Consider the following 14,914-nt stretch of genomic DNA (forward strand, 5'->3'; position numbering starts at 1 on the left):
ACCAGTCCTAGACCCGGGCCCAGCTTCTGAGGTGGGGGCGCCGCGCGGCCGTGACGGGCCGCGCGGCGTCCGCCGTTCCCGGCGGCGCCTCCGCGCGGCCCCGTTCCGCCTCCCGCAGCTCGCGGTCGATGCGGCGTTCCCGGGCGAGTCCGGCCAGGGTGGGCAGCAGGAAGAGAACGATGAGAGCGGAAATGCCAAGGATGTCCAGGAGCGTGTTCATGGCTCCACTCTCGTCCGCGCGCCCGCTCTCCGGCAGTGGCAGGACTGCCATGCACCATCGATTTGCTGCCACACTGGTGGGATGCTGAACAACGTCGCCGCTCTGCTGCTCGACGAGGTCCACCCCTTCGAACTGGGGGTGCTGTGCGAGGTCTTCGGCCTCGACCGCAGTGCCGAGGGCCTTCCGGTCCACGATTTCGCCGTGGTGTCCGCCGAGGGCCCGGCGCTGCGGACGCACGCCGGGTTCACGATCGGCACCCCGTACGGCCTCGACCGGCTGGAGGAGGCGGATCTCATCGCCGTGCCGGCCTCCGGCGACTCCGGCGGCCGGGACTACCCCGAGGAGGTCCTCGACGCCCTGCGCCGGGCCGTGGGCCGGGGCGCGCGGGTGCTGAGCGTCTGCTCCGGCGCGTTCGTCCTCGGTGCGGCCGGGCTGCTGGACGGCCGCCGCTGCACCACCCACTGGCGCCATACCGACCAGCTCGCCCGGCGCTTTCCACGCGCCGTCGTCGAGCCCGACGTGCTGTACGTGGACGCCGGCCCGGTCGTCACCTCGGCGGGCACGGCGGCCGGGATCGACGCCTGCCTGCACCTGGTCCGGCAGGCGTACGGCTCCGACACCGCCAACGCGATCGCCCGCCGCATGGTGGTGCCGCCCCACCGGGACGGCGGCCAGGCGCAGTACATAGAGCGGCCGTTGCCGCGCACCCGCTGCGACACGGTCGGGGAGACGCTGGTGTGGATGGAGCGCCACCTCGACCAGGAGATGACGGTCGACCAACTGGCGGCGCAGGCGCACATGTCACCGCGCACCTTCGCCCGCCGCTTCCAGCAGGAGACCGGCACGACGCCGTACCGCTGGCTGCTGCGCCAGCGGGTGCTGCTGGCCCAGCACCTGCTGGAGACGTCCGACGAGACCGTGGACACGATCGCCGGGCGCACCGGGTTCGGGACGGCGGCGGCGCTGCGCCATCAGTTCGTCCGGTCGCTGGGCACCACTCCGCACGCCTATCGCCGCACCTTCCGCGGTTCGGCCGCCTGACCCGGGCCGGGGCCGGGTGTCAGACGCCGCAGTTCGGGGCCGACCAGTAGTGGCTGGGGCCCTGGTTGACGTGGATGTGGTCGCCGTGGCCCGGGTAGCCCGGGCCGAGGATCCCGTTGAAGCCGTGGTTGCGGGCCTGCTTGGCGAGGGTGCACAGGGAGTGCGGCCCCGCGCCGAGATCTGCCGCGTCCCCGTACATGTGACGGCTGTTGGCCGCGCCCCCGACCGCGCAGTTGCAGGTCTGGGACCGGAAGCCGCTGGTGACCCGGATCGACTGGTCACCGAGCGCGTGCCGCAGCGCCTCCAGCTTCCACATGGTGCTCAGCGCGTTCGCCTTCGCCGTGCCCGCCGCCACGGCACCGCCCGCCCAGGTGGTGTTGCACTGGTTGAGTTCGGCGTACGTGAAGTGGGCCGGGGTGCAGTCGTTGTCCTGGAGCTCGTAGATCTTGGCCTGGGTGGCCGGGCCCGCGATGCCGTCGGCCGCCAGGCCGTAGGCGGCCTGGAAGCGCTTGACGGCGGCGGTGGTCGCCGGGCCGTAGGAGCCGTCGATGGCGAGTACGGAGTTGTACCCGGGGTAGCCGGCCACCCGGATCTGGAGCTGGACGACGTCGTTGCCGGTGGCGCCCGGGGACAGTGTGCGGGTCCAGGTGTAGCAGCCGTCCGCCTGCGCGGTGCCCGCGGTGACCACGGCCCCACCCCACAAGAAAGCCATGGTCATGACAAGTCCGAGCAGGAGTCGTGCGGTGCGTCTGAACATGAAGGGCTCCCTGTCGCCGCGAAGGCATGATGAGGATGTGGTGAGAGAGCCTGTCGGAGGAGTCGACGCGCGTCAACCACCCTTGAGTTACAGGAAGTTGACGACCCGGTGAGCGCGGAACGCGGTGGGCCCGACTCCTCCGCGAGCGGGAGGAGCCGGGCCCACCGGTGGACCGCGATCAGCGCTCTCAGTCGTTCGGCACGGTCTCGTAGCGCGGCGTGCCCTCCGCCATCTGCCGCAGCGCGTCCTTGCGGTCGCGCTTGGACAGCCGGTCGATGTACAGGTATCCGTACAGGTGGTCCGTCTCGTGCTGCAGGCAACGGGCGAAGTAGCCGGTGCCCCGCACCTTGATCGGGTTGCCCTTGGCGTCCTGTCCCCGGACCACCGCGTAGTCCGGGCGGGCCAGCGGGGCGTACACCGTGGGCACGGAGAGGCAGCCCTCGTTGGAGTCGTCCAGCACCCGGTCCTCGGGCGCCAGCTCCTCCAGCACGGGGTTGCAGACGGCACCCACGTGCCGCACGCCCTCGTCGTCGGGGCAGTCGTAGACGAAGACCTTCAGGTCGACGCCGATCTGGTTGGCGGCCAGGCCCACGCCCTCCGCGGTCCGCTGGCTGGCGAACATGTCGTCGATCAGCCGGGCCAGGTCGTCGTCGAACTCGGTGACGTCCTTGCACTCCTTGTGCAGCACCGGGTTGCCCACGACCGTGATCGGACGGGAGGTGCCGCGCTCGCGATGCGCCGTCTCACGCTCCTCGCAGTCCTCGGTGTCGACGACGAATTCCTCGTCGTCGGCGCTGATCCGCTCGTCCGTCTCCTGCTGCGCCATGTCCGCCGTACGCCTTCCTCAAAAACCTCAAACCGGGCATCCGAAACCATCCGTGGCGTCCGGGCCCCGAGCACCCGGGCACCGCGACGGTGCCCGTACAGCCTACGGGCACCGGTCAGCAGACTTCTTCGAGATCCCGCCACTCGCGGCTGTCCGGGCTGTCCGCGACCCAGCCGTCCAGCAGCCCGCGCACCAGCCCGGCCGGGGCCGCTATCCCGCACTCCCGCTCCGGCACCCACAGCTCACCGGCCGTGCGGTGCCCCAGCGGGCCCGGGTGCCCCGGCTCGCTGTGGTCGTGCGGGTCCAGGTGCTCGCCGTCGCCCTCGTCGCTCTCCATCCGGCTCTCCGAGCAGGCCCGGCACAGCAGGCGCACCGACGACGACCAGTCCTCCGCGGCGAACCCGGCGTCGGACGCCAGGCGCTCCAGCGCGTCCCGGTCCGCCTCCGTGGCCGCCTCCAGCAGCACCACCCAGGTGGGAACGGGCGACGGCGCCCACAGCTCGATCTCGTCGAAGACCGGGTACGCGGGCCCGGCGGCGGTCACCCGCTCCCCGTTCGGCACGCCGTCGTGGAGGACGACCTCGCCCCAGCGGCGGCCGGACGACGGCAGCGGGATGGAGAGCACCTCCATCCTGGCCGGATCGAGCCTGCGCCCCCACACCACCTCGGCCTCGCCCTCCGGCGACAGCCGTACCGCGGCGCTGCCCAGCTCCATGCCGACGGGCTCGCTGCCCGCCGCAGACGTGTGCTGGCCGCCACCCGGCACCTTCAGGCCGTACGCCTGCCAGGCGCGGCGCGCCAGCGGCCAGTCCTGGAGCGCGGTGGCGGCAATCCCGACGTTCCACCAGTCGGGAGCGCCGGAGTCCTTGTCGAGCAGCGCGACGGCCCTCAGGCCGGCGGCCCTCGCCTGTTCCCAGTCGTGCCGGAACTTGTGCAGCAGTGCCAGGTTGAACCACGACTCCGAGAGCCAGGGCTCCAGGTCCGCCGCGCGTGTCAGCAGCGCGCCCGCGTCCTCGTACCGGCCGTCGCCGATCAGCGTGAACGCGCGGTCCGTGGCCTGCCGCCAAGAGGCGGAGGGCCGATGCCGTACCTTCCCGAAGATCCTCACGATTCCCGCCCGTCCCGAGTGAGAGCACGCCCTCGTTTTCCGCTCTCTCTTCGCATCCAACCATGCCGGGCCGGACGCCCGCTCATTACCCATGGGTTACCCGGACGGGACGGGAACCAGACCGCCCCGGGCCAGAACACGGGCCAGCGATTCCACGACCTCGGGCTGGTAGTCGTGCCCGGTACCCAGCCTGAGTTGTTCCAGCGCGCCGAGCGGCCCGATGAGACCTTCCCCGGACAGGTCGTCGTATGCGTTGACCGCCCGGACGATCCTGGCGGACAGCGGCTGCTCGCGGTACGGGTCGGCCTGCCGTTCCACCACGACCGCCACCTCTCCGTCCACCCCGGTCTGCCGGACGACCGCCCCGCCGAGCAGCGCGATGCGGCGCTGCTCGGCGGCGGGCAGGGTGGCGGTGGCCCCGTCCGGGACCGGATCGACGAGCGAGAGCTGGCCGATGTCGTGCATCAGGGCCGCGTACTCCAGCACCAGCAGCCGGTTCCCGGACAGGCCCAGCTCGCGGCCGACGGCGACGGAGAGCTCCGCGACCCTGCGGGCGTGCCCCGGCCGGGTGTGTCCGGCGATCTCGGTGGAGCGCGCGAGCGAGGTGATCGTCTGCCGGTAGGTGGTGCGCACCGCGACGAACCTGCGGAACGCGACCTGCGTCAGCAGCAGCGGCACGCACAGCACCGGCAGCGCCCACAGCCCGGCGACCGCGACCCCGAGGGCCATCACGACACCGGTCGCGCAGACCGCCGAGCCGATGCCGACGAGCCCCCGAAGCTCGTCGCGGAGCAGCGGCCCGTAGGGCGCGGGGGCTCCGACCGTGCCCCGGCGGCCGTGCGGGACGGACCGCGAGCGCGCCAGCAGGGCGGCGAGCACGGCGTCGCACAGCCCGGTCAGGACGAGGAGCAGCAGCGGGAGGAGCACGTGGTACGGCCCCTCGCCGAACCGGCCCGCGGTGTGCGCCGAGCCGTACAGCGGTTGGAAGCACATGGCGGCGAAGGCGACGGTCAGGACGCGGCGGGCGACCCGGTCGGGCGTCGGCGCGCTGCCGCGCGCCAGATGCGGCACGCAGGCGACGAGCTGCGCCGCGAGGAGCACGGCGATCACCTGGAGGACGTCGTGCCCGGCCGGTTCGCCGCCGACCCGGCCGAGGAGGGCGTACGCCAGCGCGCCCGCGGCCCCGAGCGGTGCGGGCTCGCGCTCGCCGGGCAGCGCGCCCCAGCGGGCCAGCTCGCCGACGGCGATCAGCAGCCCGAAGGCGAGGGCGGTGCCGGGGTCGTGGACGCCGGCCCAGAGGGTGTGGCCGAGCCCACCGAGGGCCAGGAGCCCGGCGGCGGCGCGGACGGCGAGCGGCACCGCGCCGGGCCGGGCGCCGGGCCGGACGCGGGCGCGGATCACCACGTACGGTCCGCGGTCCGTGGCGGACCGGGGACGGCGGGTGCCTCCCCGTGGGGCGCACCGGGCCGTTCCGGTGCACGCGGCCCGTCCGGCCTGTATCGCGCGTCCGTTCCGTCCCTCGGGGAGGGCGGAAGCGGCGTTCCGGCGTCGCCCGTGCCGGGGGCCTCCGCCCCGGCGCTCCGGGGCCGCGGAACGGTCTCGTCCGCCGTCACCGACGGGGTCCCCGGCCAGCCGTGCCGGTCCAGGGCGCGCACCAGCGCCCGCACCATCCGCGGGTCGAACTGCGTGCCCGCGCACCGCTTCAGTTCCGCGAGCGCCGCGTGCACCGGCCGTCCGCGCCGGTAGGACCGGGTCGACGTCATCGCGTCGAAGGCGTCGGCCACCGCGACGACCCGGGCGAACTCGGGGATCTCCCGCCCGCTGAGACCGTACGGATATCCGCTGCCGTCCAGCCGTTCGTGGTGGTGCAGGATCGCGGCCCGCGCCTCGCCGAGGAAGCCGATCCCCCGGACGATCTCGTGCCCGTACTCCGGATGCAGTTCGATCACCCGCCGCTCCTGCGGGGTGAGCGGTCCGTCCTTGCGGAGCACCCGGGTCGGCACACCGAGCTTGCCGACGTCGTGCAGGATGCCGGCGAACCGCAGGACTTCCAGGCGGCCCCGGTCCATGCCCAGTTCACGGGCGATGAGGACGGACGCGTGGCCCACCCGCTCGCTGTGGCCCCGGGTGTAGGTGTCCTTGATGTCGACGGCCTGCACCAGTGCCCGGATGGTGGCGCGGTGGGCGGCGTGCTCACGGTGGGACTGGGCGAAGACCCAGCACGAGATGTACATCGGCAACAGCACGATGAGGGCGGAGGGCGGTCCGTACGGGCCGCGCCACAGCACGGCCATCATCAGTCCGGCGAGCCCGTGCACCAGGTGCGGCCCCAGCGCGCGGGACAGCAGTCCGCTCCAGGCGTGCCGGACCGGCACCCGTTCGGCCACGGCCAGGATCGAACCGTCCAGCACGGTCAGCACGAGGCTGAAGACCAGGGCGGCGGCGCAGGCCGGCACGAGGGCGTACGGGAAGTCGGGGAGCCGGTCGCCGTCGGCTGCGGTGCCGCCGAGCGCGGCCCGGCCGCCGAGCAGGACGTGGACGGTCGAGGCCACCCAGACCGTGAGGGCGAGCTGCGCGGCCCGCCAGACGCGCCGGGCCGTGGCGGGCGGATCCTCCGCCCGGCCGACCAGCGAGCCGGGGACGGCGACCAGGGCCGCCGCCGCGGGTGGCAGCAGAAAGGCCCCGGCCAGCAGCAGCGGGAAGAACGATCCGGCGCTGATCGGCACGGAGCCCAGGAATGGCCAGCGCCCCGGCAGTTCACAGACGAGGTAGAGGCCGGTGAGCAGTCCAAGGGTGGCCCACGGTGTCCCGGCCCCCGGCCGCAAGGCGGGAAGCCCGCACGTCAGGGCGACGGCCGCGGCCGTCCCGATGTAGGCGCGTGTCGTCCCGCGTGTGGCTGCCACCCGCCCCGCCGCCCCTCAGCTCCATCGATGGAGGCGTCACGCTAGCGAGTCGCGCGTCCTGCCGAGCGGCAATGAAGCCGATTAGCACATTCGGGTGATGCTGTTCGGGCCGACGATCGTTCGGCCCCAGAAGCGGCCGGACGTCACTCCTTGGCAGCGGTCGGCCGGTCGGTCCCCGGGGACGTCACGTCCTGCTCCGGGACGACCTGGCCCGAGCGGATCAGCTCGATCCGGCCCATCACCTTGGACCGCAGGTCGCTCGGTACGTCGTCCTGGCCGCAGCAGCGCTTCACCAGCTTCTTCACCGCCTGCTCCAGGCCGTACTTCTCCAGGCACGGGGAGCACTCCTCGAAGTGGACCTCGAACTTGGTGCAGTCGCTGTCGGGCATCTCGTGATCGAGGAACTCGTAGAGATGATCGAGGACCTCTGAGCAGTCCGTCTCATGCGGCTCTCCGCAGCTCATGAGCCCGAGCCTTTCCGATCGTCCGACCCTCCGGCACCGGCCGGGACGAGCCCGCGCTCACGGGCGTAGTCCTCCAGCATGCCGCGCAACTGGCGGCGGCCCCGGTGCAGTCGGGACATCACCGTACCGATGGGAGTCCCCATGATGTCCGCGATCTCCTTGTAGGCAAAGCCCTCGACATCGGCGAGATACACGGCGATGCGGAACTCTTCGGGAATCGCCTGGAGAGCGGCCTTCACGTCGGAGTCCGGCAGGTGGTCGAGCGCCTGCGACTCCGCGGAGCGCAGCCCCGTCGACATGTGCGACTCGGCGCGCGCCAGCTGCCAGTCCTCGATCTCCTCGGCGGCGCTGCGCTGGGGTTCGCGCTGCTTCTTGCGGTACGAGTTGATGAACGTGTTGGTGAGGATGCGGTACATCCACGCCTTGAGGTTGGTGCCCTCACGGAACTGGTGGAAGGATCCGTACGCCTTGGCGTACGTCTCCTGGACCAGGTCCTCGGCGTCCGCGGGGTTGCGCGTCATGCGCAGCGCGGCCGAGTACATCTGGTCGAGGTAACCGAGAGCGTCCCGCTCGAAGCGCGCGTTGCGCTCGGCGGCCGTCTCCGGCGCGCGGCCGTCGTCGGTACCTGTGTCGGTCCCAGTGACCGGACCCACCTCCTCCAACGCTGGGGCGGAGCCGAAACCGGACCCGCTCGAATCGGAGAATAGTCGACCCTGCCCGGGGACGGGCTGTCGTTCCGAGCCGCTCAGCGGGCGTTCCGGAGCGGTCCTCGCCGCGTGCAGAACCGTCCACTCCAGGTCAGCGGCGTTCGAGCGACGTGGGCAGATGGTCGAACCCATGCGACGGACTCCCTCTCCACAAACGACGTTGATGTACCGATGTCACCGACAACAGCCGCCCCTGGCTCAACATTCCCGGGTTCTCACGGGGTCGGGACGAATGCCCGCGCGCGGGCCGGCCCCCTCACCTCGGAAAGTCCGGATTGGGATGAATGTCATACGAGGCGGGTCAGCCAGGCAGTCACGGCGTCGGTCAGGATCTCCATCGCCCGTTCCTCGGTCAGGCCGGACTTCTTCGGTACGGCGAACCCGTGGTCGCCGTACGGCACCTCGGTGATCCCGTACTCCCCCGGCGGGAACTCGGCGGGCCGACCGAACGGATCGTTGCCGCCCTGCACGACGAGCGTGGGCACACCGGCCCCGAGGAGTTCGTCCGCGCGGGACTTCTCCGGCTTCCCCGGCAGGTGCAACGGGAAGGCGAGCGCGAGGACGGCACGGGCGCCGAGTTCCGTCGCCGTCCGGCAGGCGACCCGGGCCCCGGCGCTGCGACCGCCCGCGACGACGGGCAGGCCGGGCGCGGTGAGCGCCGGCCACACGCCCCGCCATCCGGTGTCCAGGGTCCTGGGGGCGGGCGCGACCTTCTTCCCGGCGACCCGCCAGGGCTGTTCCACGAGCGCGACGGTCACCCCGTGCGCGGGGAGCGCGGCGCCCAGGGCCCGCAGGTCACGGCTCTCGATGCCGCCGCCCGCCCCGTGGCCGACGGCGAGCACCAGCCGGGGCTCGCGCGCCTGCAGCCAGGTGATCCGGGCCGGGCCGGCGTCCGTGTCGACCGTCTCGACCCTGCGTTCCGTCTCCGTGGCACTCACGCTCCCATCCTGCCCCGTCCGGGCGGGGCGTCGCTCCCGGCCCGCACGGGTCCGGTCTCGCGCCGCTGTGGGCCGGTCGGAAACCATCCCGGAACGAACACACCGGAACGCGGACCGTCATCTCTCGGAACGCGGCCCGCCAGGAGCGCCCTGGAACGCGGACCGTCATGAGCGCCGCGGAACGCGGCCGCGCCGTGGAACGCCCCGGACGGGGGCCTCAGAAGAGCGTGCCCAGCTCCGGACCGGCCAGCTCCGCCAGCAGCTCGGGACCGTTGTTGCGCACGTTGCTGACGGCCGTGGCCACCGGATAGGCGCGCATCAGCCCGCCCGGCGGCGGCGCCAGCAGCGCCCGCAGCTCCTCGACGTCCGTGCGCGACGGGTCGAGCCAGGCGTCCCAGCGGTCCGGCGTCAGCATCAGCGGCATCCGGGGGTGGATCTCGGCGAGCGTGGCCGGGCCCTCTGCGGGGGCGACGGCGAGCGGTGCGGTCTCCGCCTCGGTCGTGATCACCGTGCAGGTCGCCCACCAGGCCATCGGGTGGTCGTCCGGCAGGGTCCGGTCGCGCCAGAACTCGTACAGCCCGGCCATCGCGAAGACCGATCCGTCGGCGGGCGTCACGAAGTAGGGCTGCTTGCGCGGCCGCTTCTTCCTCCCCTCCTCCTCCAGCTGCCGCTCCGCCGAGCCGGTGACCCATTCGTAATAGCCGTCGGCGGGCAGGATGCAGCGCCGGGAGACGAAGGGGCGGCGGAAGGACGGCTTCTCGTGGACGGTCTCCGCCCGGGCGTTGATCATGCGCGCCGCCCCCTCGGGGGACTTCGCCCACGACGGCACGAGTCCCCACTTCAAAGCCCGCAACTGGCGAACCGGACGCCGGTCGGCGGCGTCTTTGAGAGGACGCTCCAATATGACGTGGACCTCCTTGGTCGGCGCCACGTTCCAGTCGGGCGCCAGGGTCTCCTCCGGTTCCCACTTCTCGACGTGGAAGAGTCCGGCCAGATCCTCGGGCCGCCGGCTCGCCGCATACCGTCCGCACATGAGTGCCAGACTGCCACGACCGTCCCGGCGACAGGACGCCGATACCGCAAGCCGCTACCAGGAGGAGCCGCCCTCACCATGGACAGCACCGATCCGGGAAACCTGTGGGACCGCCTCCTCGGCACCCAGCCCGTGCCCGAACAGTGGCTCGTGGTGGTGACCGGGACGCTCGCGCTGATCGCCGTCGTACCGAATCCGCTCTGGCGGCTGAGCCGCAACGCGATCACGATCGCGCACGAGGGCGGGCACGGGCTGGTGGCGCTGCTCACCGGACGCCAGCTGTCCGGGATACGGCTGCACTCGGACACCAGCGGACTGACGGTCAGCCGCGGCAGACCGACCGGCATGGGGATGATCCTGACCGCCGCGGCCGGGTACACCGCCCCGCCGCTGCTGGGCCTCGGCGGGGCCTGGCTGCTGACCGACGGCCGAATCACGCTGCTGCTGTGGCTGACCACCGCGCTGCTCGCGGCGATGCTGGTGATGATCCGCAACGTGTACGGGGCGCTGGCCGTGATCTTCACGGGGGCGGCGTTCCTGCTGGTCTCCTGGCTGGCCCCGCCCGCCGTGCAGTCGCTGTTCGCGTACGGCGCGGTCTGGTTCCTGCTGCTCGGCGGGGTGCGCCCGGCCTTCGAACTCCAGGCGAAGCGGCGGTACGGCGGTGCGCCCGACTCGGACGCGGACCAGCTGTCGCGGCTGACGGACGTGCCGGCCGCGCTCTGGCTGTTCCTGTTCCACGCGGTGTCGCTCTGCTCGCTGATCGGCGGGGGCCGTCGGCTGCTCGGACTGTGAGCTGACGCGCGACGACGGCGCCCGGTGCCGCCCGGCGGCACCGGCGGCATCCGCACGAAGGGGTGATGCCCGGCGCGGTGTGCGTCGGCGCCCGGTTGACGCCCGACAGCAACCGGCACGACGCGATCGTGCCCGGTTCACGCCCGGTTGCCGTCCACCACGTTGATTGCGCGCCGGTTTCGGACCGTTTGATCGAGATTCCGGTTTGCGGTGAACCACTAAAGTGAGGTTCATGACCGAAACCCCCGTGCACCCCGCCCTCTGGCCCGCCCCGCATGCGAGCGGAGCCGTCGACGCGACCGTCACTGTGCCCGGTTCGAAATCGGTCACCAATCGCGCGCTGGTCCTGGCCTCTCTCGCCGCCGAGCCGGGCTGGCTGCGCCGCCCGCTGCGTTCCCGCGACACCCTGCTGATGGCCGAGGCGCTGCGCGCCATGGGCGTCGGCATCGAGGAGACGGTCTCGTCGAACTCCTCCGCCACGGGCACCCCGGACACCTCCGGCGAGGCGTGGCGGGTCATCCCGGCCGGGCTGCACGGCCCCGCCACGGTCGACGTCGGCAACGCCGGCACGGTCATGCGCTTCCTGCCGCCGGTCGCGGCCCTGGCCGACGGCCCGATCCGCTTCGACGGCGACCCCCGCTCCTACGAGCGCCCGCTGAACGGTGTGATCGACGCGCTGCGCGTGCTCGGCGCCCGGATCGACGACGACGGGCGCGGCTCGCTGCCGATGACCGTGCACGGCGGCGGTGCGCTGGACGGCGGGGCGGTGGAGATCGACGCCTCCTCGTCCTCCCAGTTCGTCTCGGCGCTGCTGCTGTCGGCGCCGCGCTTCAACCAGGGGGTGGAGGTGCGTCACACCGGCGCCCGGCTCCCCTCCATGCCGCACATCCGGATGACCGTCGACATGCTGCGGGCCGTCGGCGCCCAGGTCGACGAGCCGGAGACGGGCGGCGAGCCGAACGTCTGGCGGGTCTCCCACTCCGCGCTGCTCGGCCGCGACCTGACCATCGAGCCCGACCTCTCCAACGCGCAGCCGTTCCTCGCCGCCGCGCTGGTCACCGGCGGCCGGGTCACCATCCCCGACTGGCCCGAGCACACCACGCAGCCGGGCGACGCGCTGCGCGAGATCTTCACCGCGATGGGCGGCAGCTGCGAGCTGACCGAGCGCGGCCTCACGTTCACCGGCTCGGGCCGTGTCCACGGCATCGACGTCGACCTCGGCGAGGTCGGGGAGCTCACCCCGGGCATCGCGGCGGTCGCCGCCCTGGCCGACGGCCCGTCCACGCTGAGCGGCGTCGCCCACCTGCGGCTGCACGAGACGGACCGGCTGGCCGCGCTCACCAAGGAGATCAACGAACTCGGCGGCGACGTCACCGAGACCGCCGACGGGCTCCACATCCGCCCGCGCCCGCTGCGTGGCGGCGTCTTCCACACGTACGACGACCACCGGATGGCGACGGCGGGCGCGGTCATCGGCCTCGCGGTCCCCGGAGTGGAGATCGAGAACGTGGCGACGACCGCCAAGACCCTGCCGGACTTCCCGCAGATGTGGACCGGAATGCTCGGGGCCTGAGAGATGCGCCGCTACGGCAAGAACCCCGACGAGGACGACGTCCGGATCCGCCCCAACCGCAAGGGCAACCGGCCCCGTACCAGCATCCGCCCCAAGCACGAGGACGCCGAGGAGGGCATGGTCCTCACCGTCGACCGGGGCCGCCTCACCTGCCTCGTCGACGGCCGTACGGTCGTCGCGATGAAGGCCCGTGAGCTGGGCCGGAAGGCGGCCGTGGTGGGTGACCGGGTCTCCCTCGTCGGCGACCTGTCCGGCGACAAGGACACGCTCGCCCGCATCGTCCGCATCGGTGAGCGCCGCTCGGTGCTGCGCCGCACCGCGGACGACGACGACCCCTTCGAGCGGGTGGTCGTCGCCAACGCGGACCAGTTGGCGATCGTCACGGCGCTGGCCGATCCGGAACCCCGTCCGCGCATGATCGACCGCTGTCTGGTCGCCGCGTACGACGGCGGGCTGTCCCCGCTCCTCGTGCTCACCAAGTCCGATCTCGCCCCGCCCGACAAGCTGTTGGAGGCGTACACACCGCTGGGTGTCCCGTTCGTCGTCACCAGCCGCGAGGAGCTGGAGAACGGCGAGGCCGCCGAGCGGGTGCGCGAGCAGCTGGCCGACCGGATCACCGCCTTCGTCGGGCACTCCGGTGTCGGGAAGACGACGCTGGTCAACGCGCTCGTGCCGGAGGACCGCCGACGTACCACCGGGGTCGTCAACGCGGTCACCGGCCGCGGTCGGCACACCACCACGTCCGCGCTGGCGCTGCCGCTGTCCGGCCGCCGGGGCTGGGTGATCGACACCCCGGGCGTGCGGTCCTTCGGGCTCAACCACATCGACCCGTCCCGGGTGATCCACGCGTTCCCCGACCTGGAGCCCGGCACCGAGGACTGCCCCCGCGGCTGCACCCACGACGGCAACCAGCCGGAGTGCGCCCTGGACGCCTGGGTGGTGGACGGGCACGCGGACCCGGCACGCCTGGACTCGCTGCGGCGGCTGCTGTCCACCCGGGAGCGGCGCGAGGGCGACTGATCCGCGCCCGTCCGCACGCTGGCCCGCGGCCTTCGCGACCGGGCGGACGCGTGCACGACTGCCGTAGGTGGCGACGACCGGCCGAGCGGGTGCACGCCCGGCCCGGCACGTTTGTGATCGCTCCGGTACGTTTGCGATCTACCGAGACCGGTAAGTGCATAATCACACTCAAGTGGCAAGCCGGTCACCGACGTGGGAGGGCACTGACGATGGCGTGGCTGCTGGTCGTGGTCGCGGGACTTCTGGAGACCGGCTTCGCCGTCTGCCTGAAGCTGTCGCACGGTTTCACCCGGCTCTGGCCGACCATCGCGTTCGCCGCCTTCGCCCTCGGCAGCTTCGGGCTGCTGACGTTGTCGCTGAAGAAGCTCGACGTGGGCCCCGCGTACGCCGTGTGGACCGGCATCGGGGCCGCGGGCACCGCGATCTACGGCATGGTCTTCCTCGACGACGTGGTCTCCACCCTCAAGCTGGTCTCGATCTCGCTGGTGATCATCGGGGTCATCGGACTCCAGCTCTCCGGCTCGTCCCACTGATCCGCCCCGTCCCGGGGCGCGCCCGCGCCGCCGACGCGCCCCGGGAACCGTCCACGATGCGGGCGGCCACACGGTCGTGTGGCTCCGTTCACCCGCGGTCGATACTGTGACGACATGCCCGATTACCACGATGACCTGCGGCTCGCCCATGTGCTGGCGGACGCCGCCGACGCCGCGACCATGGACCGGTTCAAGGCCCTGGACCTCAAGGTCGAGACGAAGCCGGACATGACGCCCGTGAGCGAGGCCGACAAGGCCGCCGAGGAGCTGATCCGCGGTCACCTCCACCGGGCGCGCCCGCGCGACGCGATCCTGGGCGAGGAGTTCGGGGTCGAGGGGACCGGGCCGCGGCGCTGGGTCGTCGACCCGATCGACGGCACGAAGAACTACGTGCGCGGTGTGCCGGTGTGGGCGACGCTGATCTGTCTGATGGAGGCCGACGACGCCGGGGACTTCCAGCCGGTGGTCGGCGTGGTCTCCGCGCCCGCGCTGAACCGGCGCTGGTGGGCGGCGAAGGGCGCCGGGGCGTACACCGGGCGCAGCCTGAGTTCCGCGACCCGGCTCCAGGTGTCGAAGGTGGAGCGGATCGCGGACGCCTCGTTCGCGTACGCCTCGCTGGACGGCTGGGAGGAACGGGGCCGGCTCGACAGCTTCCTGGACCTGACCCGGGCCTGCTGGCGCACCCGCGGATACGGGGACTTCTGGCCGTACATGATGGTCGCCGAGGGCGCGGTCGACATCTGCGCGGAGCCGGAGCTCTCGCTCTGGGACATGGCCGCGAACGCGATCGTCGTCCAGGAGGCGGGCGGCACGTTCACCAGCCTCGACGGGGTGTCCGGCCCCGGCGGCGGCAACGCGGCGGCCTCGAACGGGCTGCTCCACGACGAGCTGCTCGGCTACCTCGGCCGACGCTCCTGAACCCCGGCAACCAGCGCCCCTGACCCCGGCCGCGCCCCCTCGGGGCGCCCGGCCCCCGGCCGCGCCCCCCGAGGGGTGTCG

At 72.7% G+C, this 14,914-nt stretch carries 16 protein-coding genes; 6 read left to right on the plus strand and 10 right to left on the minus strand.

Translation table 11 applies throughout. From position 1 onward, the window contains the following. Positions 1–7: 7 nt before the first annotated feature. Complete coding sequence (locus tag ACFYY6_RS05850; RefSeq protein WP_351631992.1) at positions 8–220, minus strand: hypothetical protein; 213 nt, start codon at positions 218–220, stop codon at positions 8–10. An 81-nt stretch (positions 221–301) separates the two neighbouring features. Here ACFYY6_RS05850 and ACFYY6_RS05855 point away from each other — a divergent pair, with 81 nt between their 5' ends. After that, positions 302–1,261, plus strand: coding sequence for a helix-turn-helix domain-containing protein (locus ACFYY6_RS05855; RefSeq protein ID WP_351520319.1), 960 nt, complete (start codon positions 302–304; stop codon positions 1,259–1,261). A gap of 19 nt (positions 1,262–1,280) precedes the next feature. Here the strand turns inward: ACFYY6_RS05855 and ACFYY6_RS05860 are convergent, their stop codons facing one another. From ACFYY6_RS05860 to ACFYY6_RS05900, 9 genes are all read right to left on the minus strand, one after another. After that, complete coding sequence (locus tag ACFYY6_RS05860) at positions 1,281–2,018, minus strand: D-Ala-D-Ala carboxypeptidase family metallohydrolase (protein WP_389191806.1); 738 nt, start codon at positions 2,016–2,018, stop codon at positions 1,281–1,283. 187 nt (positions 2,019–2,205) lie between these two features. Continuing rightward, positions 2,206–2,844, minus strand: coding sequence for a peptide deformylase (gene def / locus ACFYY6_RS05865; RefSeq protein ID WP_389191809.1), 639 nt, complete (start codon positions 2,842–2,844; stop codon positions 2,206–2,208). 115 nt (positions 2,845–2,959) lie between these two features. Next, positions 2,960–3,952, minus strand: coding sequence for a hypothetical protein (locus ACFYY6_RS05870; RefSeq protein ID WP_351520315.1), 993 nt, complete (start codon positions 3,950–3,952; stop codon positions 2,960–2,962). Between the two features lie 96 nt (positions 3,953–4,048). Next, positions 4,049–5,356: an HD-GYP domain-containing protein gene (locus ACFYY6_RS05875; protein ID WP_389191812.1), complete on the minus strand. Its 1,308-nt coding sequence runs from the start codon at positions 5,354–5,356 to the stop codon at positions 4,049–4,051. Then, positions 5,350–6,855 carry an HD-GYP domain-containing protein gene (locus tag ACFYY6_RS05880; protein ID WP_386607059.1) on the minus strand — a complete coding sequence of 502 codons (1,506 nt, stop codon included), beginning with the start codon at positions 6,853–6,855 and terminating at the stop codon, positions 5,350–5,352. The genes ACFYY6_RS05875 and ACFYY6_RS05880 overlap by 7 nt, the downstream gene beginning before the upstream one ends. A gap of 143 nt (positions 6,856–6,998) precedes the next feature. Beyond that, the gene (gene rsrA / locus ACFYY6_RS05885; protein WP_073781858.1) at positions 6,999–7,319 is read right to left on the minus strand and encodes a mycothiol system anti-sigma-R factor; all 321 of its coding nucleotides are present in this window, start codon (positions 7,317–7,319) and stop codon (positions 6,999–7,001) included. Then, entirely contained in the window at positions 7,316–7,972 is a 657-nt protein-coding gene (locus ACFYY6_RS05890) for a sigma-70 family RNA polymerase sigma factor (RefSeq protein WP_199883115.1), read from the minus strand. Before ACFYY6_RS05890 ends, rsrA begins: the two co-directional genes overlap by 4 nt. A 341-nt stretch (positions 7,973–8,313) precedes the next feature. Continuing rightward, complete coding sequence (locus tag ACFYY6_RS05895) at positions 8,314–8,964, minus strand: alpha/beta family hydrolase (protein WP_389191815.1); 651 nt, start codon at positions 8,962–8,964, stop codon at positions 8,314–8,316. A gap of 217 nt (positions 8,965–9,181) precedes the next feature. Then, positions 9,182–9,997: an SOS response-associated peptidase gene (locus ACFYY6_RS05900; RefSeq protein WP_351520312.1), complete on the minus strand. Its 816-nt coding sequence runs from the start codon at positions 9,995–9,997 to the stop codon at positions 9,182–9,184. Between the two features lie 78 nt (positions 9,998–10,075). Here ACFYY6_RS05900 and ACFYY6_RS05905 point away from each other — a divergent pair, with 78 nt between their 5' ends. The 5 genes from ACFYY6_RS05905 to hisN all read left to right on the plus strand — a co-directional run bounded on the left by ACFYY6_RS05905 (position 10,076) and on the right by hisN (position 14,833). Continuing rightward, positions 10,076–10,789, plus strand: a complete 714-nt coding sequence (locus tag ACFYY6_RS05905; protein WP_351631978.1) for a M50 family metallopeptidase — start codon at positions 10,076–10,078, stop codon at positions 10,787–10,789. Between the two features lie 232 nt (positions 10,790–11,021). Next, the gene (gene aroA / locus ACFYY6_RS05910; protein WP_351520308.1) at positions 11,022–12,362 is read left to right on the plus strand and encodes a 3-phosphoshikimate 1-carboxyvinyltransferase; all 1,341 of its coding nucleotides are present in this window, start codon (positions 11,022–11,024) and stop codon (positions 12,360–12,362) included. Between the two features lie 3 nt (positions 12,363–12,365). Continuing rightward, a complete protein-coding gene (gene rsgA / locus ACFYY6_RS05915) occupies positions 12,366–13,382 on the plus strand; it encodes a ribosome small subunit-dependent GTPase A (RefSeq protein ID WP_351520306.1) in 1,017 nt (338 codons plus the stop codon). A 209-nt stretch (positions 13,383–13,591) separates the two neighbouring features. Further along, the gene (locus ACFYY6_RS05920; RefSeq protein WP_073781852.1) at positions 13,592–13,915 is read left to right on the plus strand and encodes a multidrug efflux SMR transporter; all 324 of its coding nucleotides are present in this window, start codon (positions 13,592–13,594) and stop codon (positions 13,913–13,915) included. A gap of 114 nt (positions 13,916–14,029) precedes the next feature. Continuing rightward, on the plus strand, positions 14,030–14,833 hold the full coding sequence (hisN, locus tag ACFYY6_RS05925) for a histidinol-phosphatase (protein ID WP_351520304.1): 804 nt from the start codon (positions 14,030–14,032) through the stop codon (positions 14,831–14,833). Positions 14,834–14,914 lie beyond the last annotated feature (81 nt).

Origin of the sequence: Streptomyces sp. NPDC001750 (assembly GCF_042892615.1) — a bacterium.
Lineage (GTDB): Bacteria > Actinomycetota > Actinomycetes > Streptomycetales > Streptomycetaceae > Streptomyces.

What these genes read in the sequence shown, in the direction of transcription:
- ACFYY6_RS05850 (WP_351631992.1), bottom strand. Translation starts at nt 220, where the DNA reads ATGAACACGCTCCTGGACATCCTTGGCATTTCCGCTCTCATCGTTCTC.
- ACFYY6_RS05855 (WP_351520319.1), top strand. Translation starts at nt 302, where the DNA reads ATGCTGAACAACGTCGCCGCTCTGCTGCTCGACGAGGTCCACCCCTTC.
- ACFYY6_RS05860 (WP_389191806.1), bottom strand. Translation starts at nt 2,018, where the DNA reads ATGTTCAGACGCACCGCACGACTCCTGCTCGGACTTGTCATGACCATG.
- def (WP_389191809.1), bottom strand. Translation starts at nt 2,844, where the DNA reads ATGGCGCAGCAGGAGACGGACGAGCGGATCAGCGCCGACGACGAGGAA.
- rsrA (WP_073781858.1), bottom strand. Translation starts at nt 7,319, where the DNA reads ATGAGCTGCGGAGAGCCGCATGAGACGGACTGCTCAGAGGTCCTCGAT.
- ACFYY6_RS05900 (WP_351520312.1), bottom strand. Translation starts at nt 9,997, where the DNA reads ATGTGCGGACGGTATGCGGCGAGCCGGCGGCCCGAGGATCTGGCCGGA.
- ACFYY6_RS05905 (WP_351631978.1), top strand. Translation starts at nt 10,076, where the DNA reads ATGGACAGCACCGATCCGGGAAACCTGTGGGACCGCCTCCTCGGCACC.
- aroA (WP_351520308.1), top strand. Translation starts at nt 11,022, where the DNA reads ATGACCGAAACCCCCGTGCACCCCGCCCTCTGGCCCGCCCCGCATGCG.
- rsgA (WP_351520306.1), top strand. Translation starts at nt 12,366, where the DNA reads ATGCGCCGCTACGGCAAGAACCCCGACGAGGACGACGTCCGGATCCGC.
- ACFYY6_RS05920 (WP_073781852.1), top strand. Translation starts at nt 13,592, where the DNA reads ATGGCGTGGCTGCTGGTCGTGGTCGCGGGACTTCTGGAGACCGGCTTC.
- hisN (WP_351520304.1), top strand. Translation starts at nt 14,030, where the DNA reads ATGCCCGATTACCACGATGACCTGCGGCTCGCCCATGTGCTGGCGGAC.